General features: G+C 44.3%; 8 protein-coding genes, 1 pseudogene and 1 CRISPR repeat array. Of the genes and pseudogenes, 1 reads left to right on the forward strand and 8 read right to left on the reverse strand.

From position 1 onward, the window contains the following. Positions 1-51: 51 nt before the first annotated feature. Positions 52-375: pseudogene (locus IEW11_RS19855) on the reverse strand (ABC transporter permease subunit); the annotation flags it as partial. A gap of 481 nt (positions 376-856) precedes the next feature. Here IEW11_RS19855 and sstT point away from each other — a divergent pair. After that, the gene (sstT, locus tag IEW11_RS19860) at positions 857-2,056 is read left to right on the forward strand and encodes a serine/threonine transporter SstT (RefSeq protein WP_188532817.1); all 1,200 of its coding nucleotides are present in this window, start codon (positions 857-859) and stop codon (positions 2,054-2,056) included. 726 nt (positions 2,057-2,782) lie between these two features. Next, a CRISPR array of direct repeats spans positions 2,783-4,226; the repeat unit is 32 nt; unit sequence CTTTCAATCCACGCATCCGCGTAGGATGCGAC. Positions 4,227-4,393: 167 nt separating this feature from the next. Here the strand turns inward: sstT and cas2 are convergent. The 7 genes from cas2 to cas3 form a co-directional block, all read right to left on the reverse strand. Further along, positions 4,394-4,684 carry a CRISPR-associated endonuclease Cas2 gene (gene cas2 / locus IEW11_RS19865; RefSeq protein ID WP_188532818.1) on the reverse strand — a complete coding sequence of 97 codons (291 nt, stop codon included), beginning with the start codon at positions 4,682-4,684 and terminating at the stop codon, positions 4,394-4,396. Positions 4,685-4,694: 10 nt separating this feature from the next. Next, entirely contained in the window at positions 4,695-5,726 is a 1,032-nt protein-coding gene (cas1c, locus tag IEW11_RS19870; RefSeq protein WP_188532819.1) for a type I-C CRISPR-associated endonuclease Cas1c, read from the reverse strand. Next, a complete protein-coding gene (gene cas4 / locus IEW11_RS19875; RefSeq protein ID WP_188532820.1) occupies positions 5,723-6,382 on the reverse strand; it encodes a CRISPR-associated protein Cas4 in 660 nt (219 codons plus the stop codon). The genes cas1c and cas4 overlap by 4 nt, the downstream gene beginning before the upstream one ends. Then, positions 6,372-7,232: a type I-C CRISPR-associated protein Cas7/Csd2 gene (gene cas7c / locus IEW11_RS19880; RefSeq protein ID WP_188532821.1), complete on the reverse strand. Its 861-nt coding sequence runs from the start codon at positions 7,230-7,232 to the stop codon at positions 6,372-6,374. The genes cas4 and cas7c overlap by 11 nt, the downstream gene beginning before the upstream one ends. A 16-nt stretch (positions 7,233-7,248) precedes the next feature. Beyond that, the gene (gene cas8c, locus IEW11_RS19885; protein WP_188532822.1) at positions 7,249-9,144 is read right to left on the reverse strand and encodes a type I-C CRISPR-associated protein Cas8c/Csd1; all 1,896 of its coding nucleotides are present in this window, start codon (positions 9,142-9,144) and stop codon (positions 7,249-7,251) included. After that, positions 9,141-9,860, reverse strand: a complete 720-nt coding sequence (gene cas5c, locus IEW11_RS19890) for a type I-C CRISPR-associated protein Cas5c (protein ID WP_188532823.1) — start codon at positions 9,858-9,860, stop codon at positions 9,141-9,143. The genes cas8c and cas5c overlap by 4 nt, the downstream gene beginning before the upstream one ends. A gap of 235 nt (positions 9,861-10,095) precedes the next feature. Next, positions 10,096-12,519 carry a CRISPR-associated helicase Cas3' gene (gene cas3 / locus IEW11_RS19895; RefSeq protein ID WP_188532824.1) on the reverse strand — a complete coding sequence of 808 codons (2,424 nt, stop codon included), beginning with the start codon at positions 12,517-12,519 and terminating at the stop codon, positions 10,096-10,098. Positions 12,520-12,645 lie beyond the last annotated feature (126 nt).

Raw genomic sequence — 12,645 nt, forward strand, 5'->3', positions numbered from 1 at the left:
AATATTATAGATAAACTAAAACATAACACCTTGAAGGGTTATGCGATTGGCTTAAAGCGCGTCAGAAAATATAAGTAGTCTGATTAAAAAAGAAATGACCCGCAAGAGAGTCACTTGGTTCAAAGTGCTGTCATGCAGTCCAAAAAGCAGCATGATGTCTACGCTTGCGCCGAATGAGCCGCGCATGATCATAATGAAATTGATCGATAAGTAAGACGTGATATTAGGCAGCAATTCCTTGAAAATAATATGAAAATTGCTCATGCCCATGACCCGGCAGATGACGATAAAATCTCTTTCCTTTAACGAAAGGATATGCGAGCGCACCGCCCGGGTCAAGCCGGGCCAGCTCCAAGCGCTTAGTATAAGCGCGAATGAAAGGTTATACCGCGCTTCCTTTCATCATAAGCGCCCAGCCCCCAATTGTCGTGACAACGAAAGTAAGAATCGGCAGCGCCGCATAATACAGCACGCTTTAAATAAATTCAAAGCTGAACCCCGGCGTAAGCAGCGGATCGTATGCGCCGTTGATCGGAAACTATCCCAGGGAGTAGGAGAAGATGACCACCTAGTCAGGTTTGGGCAGGTACTAATAATTAAGACTGAATTCCATGAACTATCAAATTATCCCAGTGGAGACTCCTTGCTTAATAGATGTCATAAACGAAATCGCCACTCATCAAGTGGCGTTTTTTTGTTCCCTGATTCCAGCATTATGTACTGTCCTCCTCATTGAAATCGAACCGGATTTGATGTACAATTTCGTGATGAACTCACGTAAACTAATAAACCCGTCTAATTCTAAACCTTTCGGATAAGCTTAGTTGTAGTTCTATATTGAAAGCGGAGGAAATACATGAAAACATTAATACACAATTGGAACCGATTAAGCCTGGTAACGCGAATATTTATCGGTATCGTAGCGGGTATTATCCTGGCTTTATCGATTCCTAATGCAGCAGTGATCGGCATTTTCGGTTCCTTGTTTGTATCCGCATTAAAAGCGGTTGCGCCCGTATTGGTCTTGCTCCTGGTAATGTCCGCCATCTCTAATCACAAAAAAGGTACTCAAACGAATATGAGAACCATTATTTATCTCTATGGTTTAAGTACTTTTCTGGCGGGCCTTATCGCGGTTATTGCAAGTTTTATATTTCCGGTGAGCCTGTCTCTTGTAAAGGGCGCTGAAGATCTGACTCCCCCTGAAGGAATTGCGGAAGTACTTGAGACGTTATTGTTTCAGGTTTTTGACAACCCTATTAATGCCCTAATGAATGCCAACTACATCGGGATATTGGCTTGGGCTGTCCTTCTAGGTGTTGCTTTAAAAAATGCCAATGACAATACAAAAACCTTGCTTTCCAATTTTTCGGATGCCGTATCGCAAATCGTCAAGTGGGTAATCAATCTGGCGCCGTTAGGAATTATGGGACTTGTTTTTGATTCCATCACAACAAACGGCCTTTCCACCTTGCTTGAATATGGAAAATTACTTCTGCTTCTTATTGGTTGTATGCTATTTATAGCACTGGTTGCCAATCCATTGATTGTGTATCTGGCGATTCGCAGAAATCCGTATCCGCTTGTTTTTAGCTGCCTGAAGGAAAGTGGTATTACCGCATTTTTCACCCGGAGCTCCGCGGCAAACATTCCAATCAACATGAGATTATGCGAAAAATTGGGGCTGAACAAGGATACGTACTCCGTATCTATTCCATTAGGTGCTACGATTAATATGGCGGGCGCAGCGGTAACAATCTCTGTCTTAACTCTCGCAACGGTTCATACGCTTGGGATTGAAGTGGATTTTGGTACGGCGCTTATTCTTACCATTCTTTCCGCAGTAGCTGCCGCAGGCGCATCAGGTGTTGCCGGCGGTTCGCTTTTACTCATTCCTTTGGCTTGCAGCTTATTCGGCATTCCGAATGAAATTGCGATTCAAGTCGTTGGTGTAGGGTTCATCATCGGTGTTTTGCAGGACTCGTTTGAAACAGCGCTTAACTCATCCTCGGACGTGCTTTTTACAGCCACAGCTGAATATGCAAAAAGAACGTAATGAAGGCCTTAAAAAAACAAACCAACAGACAATTGATTAATAATCAATTGCTGTTGGTTTATTTAATATTGGCGACAATACATCTCCAACGATTCCTTCCCGCTAAGGAGGTGTTCGTGTTTGGTTTGCGAATATTGATGCCTTGAAGCGATACCAAAGGCCCATTAGAGCATTCAGTTACCTCGCCTGAGGGCCAAACAGGGTCATTCGGAGCCTACGGCCCTCACCCCATATCATAGATCTAAATCTTCCGCCGCAAAATTTGGCAGCGCCTTGTCTTGATCACCGTCAATCGAAAACGCATACCTCCCGATACTGCATTTGAATAAACGCCTACGTGCGCTTAACGCCACACGATATTCCCCCTTCTAGAAGCAATCGGATCGAGGATCGTCATAACACTCCTCCAATTTCATGTACGGGACATCACCGAACCAAATGTAATGCCCATGTTTCGTTAGACCAAGCAGAAACAGCTTCGCCGTCCTTTGGATGGATCTGTTTAGTTTCACGGTGAATTCTAAGCTAATCTAAGTGTGTACCTTATGTGACAGTCCCTATTACAAATGCTTTATAGTGGGAAAGCCCACCGCTCAAGATTGAAATGCAGCTTTCTTATATTAACAAGATTGCATCCGATCAATGCGACGAAAGAAAGTAGCTGAGTACACTTACTTTCGTATAGGATGCGATCAGGTCTTCTCCTCAAATACGAGGTCTCCAGTTATTGCAATCCACGCATCCGCGTAGGATGCGACCGTCAATCGGCGCTCCAGTTACGGCGTGCGCTTGTTGTGTTGGATCGTGCCGGCGCTTTCAAGCTTTCAATCCACGCATCCGCGTAGGATGCGACGTCATATATGTCAATGGCTTTGCCATCTTTGGAGCTTTCAATCCACGCATCCACGTAGGATGCGACCAGCAGCCAAGGAGTATTATGACGAAGTGCGGGCTTTCAATCCACGCATCCGCGTAGGATGCGACTAATCTCGGACAGGCGATCCGTCAACAGCGAAATCTTTCAATCCACGCATCCGCGTAGGATGCGACGCGAGGTCAGAAGATTGGCTGGTTCGGAAGCTGCTTTCAATCCACGCATCCGCGTAGGATGCGACTTTAAGATTCGTTGTGTTTCAGGTGTATAGTCTCCTTTCAATCCACGCATCCGCGTAGGATGCGACTCCCCGCTGGAAGAGTGAAGCTCCCCCTATCGTTCTTTCAATCCACGCATCCGCGTAGGATGCGACAGAGCGTGCCAGAGAAATATTTCCTTTCGGACGACTTTCAATCCACGCATCCGCGTAGGATGCGACTTTTCAAGCATCAGCGGTTGACGGAGCTGGAAATCTTTCAATCCACGCATCCGCGTAGGATGCGACCTGTCTTGGCTGTCAAATCAATCTTGGCGTAGTACTTTCAATCCACGCATCCGCGTAGGATGCGACCGGCGCTCGAAATTCCTTATGAGTTGCTTATTAACTTTCAATCCACGCATCCGCGTAGGATGCGACTTTTATCGCAGTCCTAAAGAACTTCGACGTTGGGCTTTCAATCCACGCATCCGCGTAGGATGCGACATGTGGCGATAAATAAAGTGCGTTTGCCAAGTGCTTTCAATCCACGCATCCGCGTAGGATGCGACTAGAGCTTTTGGAGGCTGCATTGAAGCGTTGGAACTTTCAATCCACGCATCCGCGTAGGATGCGACCAGAAATGTCCCGGACTTCGCCGGATCAGAAGACCTTTCAATCCACGCATCCGCGTAGGATGCGACGAGATCGCCAGAGCAGCTGTAAGTGTACACGGAGCTTTCAATCCACGCATCCGCGTAGGATGCGACTCAATTCATAGAGTCAAGGAAATTCACCCGTGATCTTTCAATCCACGCATCCGCGTAGGATGCGACTCAATTCATAGAGTCAAGGAAATTCACCCGTGATCTTTCAATCCACGCATCCGCGTAGGATGCGACGCCAATTGACTTTCGGCTCCGATACTGTCGAAAACTTTCAATCCACGCATCCGCGTAGGATGCGACTGCGCGGATTATTCCGTAGTACACAACTAAAGGGCTTTCAATCCACGCATCCGCGTAGGATGCGACAACTGCCGTCAGCCGCCTGTAATTGCGTAAACACCTTTCAATCCACGCATCCGCGTAGGATGCGACGGCGATTTTTGATCCAAATATGCCCGAAACTCCATATTTATGATCAAAAATACGCGTAAATTAATAAACTTCTGAAATAGCATGGATAAAAGTGTAATAAGATTACATTTTCAACTGGTTTTCCGGTGCGAATGTCCCCGGAAATTCATGTGCGCTTCACATTCGCACTACATAATCAATGGACCTTCTAAATCAATTGACTCTTTCACACCGATATGTTCTACCTTATTCTTGTAATTATTGCCCAACTGATAGAATCTCAGGCTATCTTGTTCTTGATCAATAATGTCAAGGAGCTTTAATTTTAAAACAGTAAATTGAGCAGCGTCGACAACGCACTCAAACACTGAATTTTGAACACGCTGGCCGTAACTTTGACATACTTTTGAAACCTGCCGCAGTCTTCTTTGTCCTTCACTACTGCTCGTACTAACATCATAGGTAACCAATACCAACAAAACTTATCACCTACTTCCATAAGAAAGGCGGGTACTCATCTAAATCATTACGCAAATACCGGGCTAACAATAAGGCTTGCACGTGCGGGACTAGCCCCCACGAGTTTTTCTCACCAAGATAGGGATGCGTGATCTTCTCTTGCTTCTTATTTTGCCAAGCGGTTAAAAACTTCTTTCTCGCTTCATCCCTCATGATAACGGCGCCATTTTCTTTTCTCATAAAATCCTCTTTACTTAGAATCCTCTTGTTAATTAGTGACAACACAAATTTATCTGCATAGACACCTCGCAGTTCCTCCATTACATCCAGCGCCAAGGATGCGCGCCCCGGACGGTCACGATGTAGAAATCCAACATATGCATCCAGCCCGACACCTTCCAGTGCAGAGGCCACATCATTCGCTAACAGCGAATAAGCGAACGACAGCATCGCATTCACGTTATCCAACGGCGGCCTTCGGGAACGCAAGTGAAAGTAAAAATCTTCTTTTTGCTGCAAGATCATGTGGTCAAACAGTTTATTGTAGCTAATAGCCGCTTGACCTTCCAGCCCTCTTAAACGTTCTAAATCTTCACACGCCCTTACATCCAGCATTATAGCTGATAGCTGCTGCGAAATAACTTTGAACTGGGCAACATCGATGCGCAAAGGATAATCTCTGGTCATTCTTTCAATAATCCATTTGTGATTATACATCTTGCCGATAATAAAATTACGCGCAATCTTCGCCGAAAGGACCTTATCTTCCGATACGGCATATTGCTTCTTCCTTAGGACGACATTGCCTTTGCTTTCCCCAATCACTCTAGCAAGGAACCTGCCGTTCATCGTGTAAAATACGAATGAGATATTGCGCTCCGCGCAATATCCCATAAGTGCCGGACTTGCACCTGTGTAACCAAAAGTGATAATGGATTCCAGATTGTGCAACGGAAGCCTGCCGAGCTTCTCCTCTTCCTTAAGCAGAACAATATTATCTCCATCCAGAGATAAATAAACATCGGGTGTCGTAATAAATAACGTATTCAGCAGCTTTTTCATTCTTTGATTCTCCCTTCAACATAACTTTTTACGGTCCGTTTACTCATAAGCTCCGGCAAGCAAATATGTTGAAGGGAACAGCTTCGGCAGAAAGACCCTGGTTTCACTTTGGGCGAATGTCTGCGCTTATAATAGTCCTGCATCTCGGCAACCACAAGCTTTACTTTTTTCTTAATAGCTGCCGTTAGCGGGACTTCGACCCGATGTTTGATTTCATTATAAAACAAATAACCTGTATCTATATCGCACAGCAGCATTTCCTCCAAACAGATGGCTTGTGCAGCCAATTGTAAAATATCCTCATCGTTTTGCTTCGGTTTTCCGCGTTTATATTCAACTGGATAAGCAATGTATTTACCTTCAGCACTATTAATTTCAACACCGCTATCGTCTCTTATAAACTCTACCACATCGCAAATACCTGATATTTTAAGGGTCTCCGATTTTATAGGCATTGCGCGAACGACTAGCTTATCACCTCGCTTCTCTCTTACGAACGGTTGATCGGCCTTCCGGTGAAGATGCTCCCCTTCAACGGTTCTGACGTTCTCTTCCCATTGCTGTTCAATATGAATCAACGCCCACTGCCGTTTGCAAAATTGAAAATGCTGTATGCCGGACAACATTAAATAATCGTCGTCTCCATCACTGCCCATCGATTCTCTCTACTCTCAATCCTTCCAACGGATGAACAGTAAATTTGTAATCTCCGAACGTCTTCGGTTCATCGATAAGTTTTTCAATCGTTAATGAACGATGTACCTTGGCGGAAGAATATTGACCCAGTTTGGAACTATGCTCCCACCAATATACCGTGTGGACTTCCATGCTTCCTTCCGGTCTGGCGGATGACGCGTCGTTCTCGAACAAGGTAACGAGCCCTTGCTTAATCTTCTCGGCATCCCTATTCGTAAATCCTGTCTTCTCGGCCAGCTGCGTATTAATACTGCCATAAAAGACATAGACACCCGAATCTACACGATGCTTCATTCCCATCGTATCCGAGCCTCTTGCTGCACCGGGCTCGGAATTGACGCTTTTTGTAATTTGCATGCTGGTGATATCAATAGGATCAATACTTGTTGCCGTATGAATAGACACTGGACCTCTTACACCGACGGAGACACCAGCCCCTTTATCCGCTTTGAACGCAAATACTTGGCCAAAGCTTCGGACGTCCAACCATTCCTGGCAAGCAATTCTGGCAAAATCATCACCGGAGCTTGTCTTAGATTTCAAAATTTTCTCCAGCTCAGCATTCGCATCGGCGCGCTCCCTTAAGCTGTTATACGAATCTGATTTGCGGTCATTGGATTGAACAAAGATAGATTCTCCCATATCCTGCAGACGATTTCTAATCTTCCGTTTGAGCGCGACATCCGAAATCTCGCCATAGCCATCGTAGTTTTGCCGCGGACGATTACCATTCAGTGGATCACCGTTAGGATTAGCCTTGGTTACGGACAGCACAACTGCAAAATCAATTTTGTGATCTAAAATAGTCATATCTCATCTCTCCTTTTTACTCAGATACAGCGGCTGCATCATTAATTTCTTTCTTCTGATAAAGTTCATGCCTTTGACTATAAAAACCCAGTAAGTATATCTCGGATAATGGCTTATTATTAAATTCGGCAATAGGTATGCGAGAGGCTACCTCATCTATAATCTTGGAATAATAAGTCCCCTTCGTCCCAAGCCTGGCTTGATAAGGTTGCAAGGAGTTCTGGATGGTTTTCCAGGTTCTTGCCGGATGCCTGGAGAACGAATTCATATAACGAATGGCATTGGTAGCACGGGTTTCTTCAGCGCCTAACGCTCGTCTTTCCAAAACATCGGCGACAGCTAACAAGCGGCCGAATAAATAATCGCGGTTATTAATGTCTGCATCTAATGCCACACTGAATCCCTCCTGTCTGTTTTTGATTAGAGCGCAGGTAATACTCAACGTTTTCTCCCATTCCCATTTTTCCATCGATACGGGATTTGACGCGCGGTAGTAAGCACTGTTGACTATATCCAACGGTATATTTCGATCGTCGATAATACACGGCAGCATTCGTGCCATTAACCCTTTGACGATCTTTTCATTTGCTTTTGGCCCGTAAGCCGCAAAAGCGATATCCTTCGAAGCCGGTGCTCCGTAAAATTGCACGTAGACACCTTTATCATCCTTGCGATACCGATGCAGCCACACACAGGTGGAATGCCATTTCACAAGTCTGTCCAGGTAGAGTTCCTTGTCCATATTCCGGTAATACAGCACCGCCATGCGTCCCGTTGTAGCCGAATCCAGAATTAAAATATTCACCTTGTCACCAGACGAAGCCGACAAACGATTTCGATAACCATCGAACGCTTTGGCAACTTCGCTAGCAAACTCCTTATTGGTATACGATATTCTCTCTTTAGTGGCAATTGGCGCAGGTGCGATCGTAAATAGATCCTCACTAGCTCCCGGAATATCAAGATCATCATTGCCCCATACAAGAAACACACGATCATCAATGATTTTTCCCTGACGATTTATGAGCCATTTCAATGCGTTATGCGCTTTTTGGGATACGTCATAACTAATGCTTGCCGCTTCATTGCTTAGATTAAACCGCCCTCGAAACGTAAAGCCGCTGGTGTCATTGGCCGAAATTAATTTGGCCTTGTCCGCCGCATTTCTAATTTTGTTGGCATGTTTGTCCGTGGCAGGAAGCCTTCTTCCAGAAACGTAACAAAGATCCTCTTCGCCTAACTGACTGCTGTAAACCCGGATGAAGGAATCGTACATCTCCTGATCCTTCCATACTTTCGTTAAAATCTTATTAGGCGAATAGACATTGAACCGAACGAATGCACTCGCTTGCTCGCCGCTAATAACTGAGAATATTTCCGGCTTTGGGCCGTATAACGCCTCATACTTTTTGTCCCACTTATCAATTAGTCGGTCATCGGCATCTACAACTAAAATCTTCTGCTCAACTAAATCCTGTATGAGCCGCCCTTTGCGCAAATATTGATAGATGCTCTTCACCTTATCAGCAGCATACGGAGAATTAGCCCAGTTTTCAAGTTGTTTAATATAGTATGTATAAGGCTCTTCTTTTTTAATTTCACCGCCGTAGGCTGCATAATCTCCCGCAACATAACTCAATTTATCATGAAGAGGGTATGGTGCAATCTTTGAACCTGCGCGATTTGCAGAGTCTTCGGTGCATGGAATTAATGTACTCGCATTGCTCTTCTCAATCACAGTTGCCGAATGAAACTCACCATCTGCCGTTATCTCCACTTCAATGTGCGCATTTTGAGTAGTATGAGAGACGGGCAGCAGCGTGTACTCTTGTTCATTATGTTTTTTTTCAATCTTGCCGATGAGATCCAAGTTAGCTTCATAGGTTTCAAACAGATTTAATAACCAGCTCATAGATTCCCCCCCTCTTCCAGTCGCACGAACAGATCATCTGCTGATTCGACATTTGAATCATTGAAATGCTTTTGCTGCATGTCCGTAATCGTGCGAACCTGTGTACACTGTTCAGGTCTTATAAATTGAATAATGCCGTCCTTCATAACCGGATTCCATAGACGCACTTCCAATTGGTCGCGGCCCGTTTCATCCGGATAATTGATGCCATGGACCATGCTGCCCAGATGTATATCGCCGTACTTGTCATAAAACCCATCCCCTTCACCAAATACGCAAGGTTCTACATAAGCCTGACATTCCCTGGCACCAAGGAAAATATCTCTCCGACCGCCAGCCTCTAGAGATCGCTTCATTATGTTATGATGTTTGTTCTCATTACGGTCATAAGCCATATCGGGCCGGTTCATGTTGAATTCGAAATATGCTCGCACTTGGTAACGAACATCTCTCAAATACGTATAATTAGCAAGTGTATTGCCACCGCCATAATCCATCGGACGAATGCCTTTGGACTCCATTCGGATGGGATTTAAGATACGCACTTCATCAACGAACATGATCAATGTCGGTTTCCAGTAAATTGATTCGACAATCCCTTTAAGAGATTGGTATGTTGGCACGTGGTAAGAGAGTTTCTCCCCGCCTAGCTTAGTTAAAGGATCCGTGAATAATGCATATGCACCATGTACGACAAACTCGATCGAGTTCCTCATCATTTCACCTCCCTTTCCCAGTTAATTTTAGATAAAATTTACTATAATTATATAATATTCCAGAATTGAAGCCTTGTAAACAAAAATATTTATCATAACACATTATATGAATTTTTTAATTAGACTTAGGTCATGTTATAATAAATCGTCGCTTTTTAAATAAAGCGTGGATTGAAAAATATAGTGTGTCATGTGGAAACCTATCCGATCGATCAGATAGGTTTCTTGTCCTTTTTCAAAACATCCCCAATTCAAATTGGCTGTCATTATCTAGATCAAGGCCAAATTCCTTGTTATAGGCGCTTTCCTTCAGTGCGAATATTTTACCGTCAAGCAGACTTACCAGTCCCCCGTTCTGCGCCAATTGATCCCGTTCGTAACGAAACAGATTGATCGTATACTGCTGAGCTTGTCGCAATAAACGTGACAGATCCTCGATTGATTCATTCCCATTCAGCCTTGCTATAATGGTTTTGCCTTCATCATCATAAGGAACAATAACGGAGGTTGAACGGTCATCAATCACATGGAAGTTTTCTGCGGCCGTTCGGTAACTGTTGACAATAAATAACGGCAAGCTTTCTTTCCTCTGATGCATGTAGGCTTGGTTATACGAGTTGTGTTTCCTGTCAGAAGCCAATAACGCTGTCATATCCTTCTCTAATTTTGGAACAAAATAGTTTAAACTCGAATTGAATTCCATATAAAACTCCTTAAAATACCTGTTCATGGCCTGAGCAGATAAAATATGGCCGCCATGGTGGTTCCGGTCACGCTTGAGATCGGCCAGGATCCGTCTGGACAGATGTTTCCCAACCTTTATTTCCTGCAAATGATCCAGTTTCTCCTCCACATGATCAACAACATAAACTTGCCGGATCTCCCGCTCTCCATGACGGTTGCATCTGCCTGCAGCTTGCGCTATCGAATCCAGCCCCGCCAAAGAGCGAATCACACAATCGAAGCTTACATCCACCCCGGCTTCAATCAATTGTGTGCTGATGCATATGACCTTCTCATTCTTCTCAAGATGTTCCCGCACTTGTCCCAATATGTGATTCCGGTGCGCGGCGCACATCGATGTGCTCAAGTGATAAATGGGGACATCACTGCCCTCCACTTGCCGGTATAATCTCTTCACAACTGTTTTCGTATTCAAAATAACAAGCACACTCTGAGCCTCGCCCATTCTCTCCGTAATAAAATCGGCAAGCTTGTCATTGTTAAACGTTTCATCGGTTGCTTTATCAATAATTTCCACCCGTTTAAAAGCCTCAATCACGTGATCCAAGTTATCAATAATTTCAGCTTCTGCGTTCACGGCCAGCTTTTTCTCAACAGAATCCAATGCAGGCTGAGTAGCAGTGCAAAGAATGAGACTGGAACCTCCGTAGGTTTTCAAGAAATTCAGTGCTTGATTAAATAACGATACACATGAAACGGGAACCTTCTGCACCTCGTCAAAAATAATCACCGACTCGCTTAAATTATGAAGCCTTCGAATATTCCTGCTGCCCTTGGCATAGAACACGTTCAAAAACTGCACCATCGTTGTAAAAATAATCGGAGAATCCCAGTTATCCTTGGCCAGCTTCAGTTTTTGCAGTGTATTAATTAGGCCATCTTCATATTCGTCATTATCATCGACATCCTCGATGACGTTCGAATGATGCTCCAGTATGTGTCTGTCATCTGAGAGGATTTTACGGACTGCTTCGGCGTTCTGCTCAATAATTGTTGTATACGGCACTACATAGATGATGTGTTTCTTGCCGTGCAGACTGGCATGCTTCAGCGCATATCTTAAACTGGCCAATGTCTTGCCGCCTCCGGTTGGAATTGATAACGTGTAAATCCCAGACGGCTTCTCGGCAAAACGGACGCACTGTTCCGACATTTCACTTCTTAGCACATTAATTTGTGTATCTGCAGCACCTTGGGTTTGGTAGGAGTGGATGGTTGCCATGAGCTTCTCATAATAAGCGTCGAACAACTCCTTGCGGTTTTGTTCCGGTTCTTCGGACGTATTTTGTTCAAATAGCCTCGTATTTGTTCGATCAGCATCGATTAGAGTGCTGAATATAAACTTGGTCAGAAACATCAGCTTGCTTTCACTACTCTCTGTAGAAGGCTTCATTAGAAAAGCCTCTAATTCTAGTAATGCTTTTGAGATATATTGCTGAAATTCCGCCTCACTGATGACATGATCAAAAAAGCACTTCATCGATCGATCAAACTCATTTAGTTGTTTATCCCGTACGCGATTTAAGTAAGGCGACTCTATATCCGGACTTAAAAAATCATGAAGATAGGAATGATGCGACAGGATTGCGTTTCCTGCAACTTCGGCCAGAATCCAATTGAGCATGGAGGGATTCCCCGAATGATACAATTGGTATAATAACTTTCCACCCGCTGTCGAATGGTCAACACTGCCTCTCTTGGGTGGAGAGTCCGGATTTCTCACTGCCTCTAAGATGTAATCTCTAAATTCATGGGTGTACTTGCCCATATCATGAAGCATGCCCGCAAGACCTGCTATGTGCTTGACGCCAATCTTTTCCCCGTATGATTCCGCCAACGATCTGACTCCAAGCAAATGCTCCTCAACGCTTTGAATCTGTTTGTCGCTTTCGCGGATATGGGCGATGTACATCATTTTATCCCTCCCAGTTGTTTACTTTTGAAACTTTAAAATAAATATATACCAGCTTTTGGACAACAAGCTGTCAGGCAACATATGTTCTTATTATTAATCTGCCTGAAGCATCCTATTGCATAAGGG

This window comes from Paenibacillus abyssi (assembly GCF_014640295.1).
Lineage (GTDB): Bacteria > Bacillota > Bacilli > Paenibacillales > Paenibacillaceae > Paenibacillus_D > Paenibacillus_D abyssi.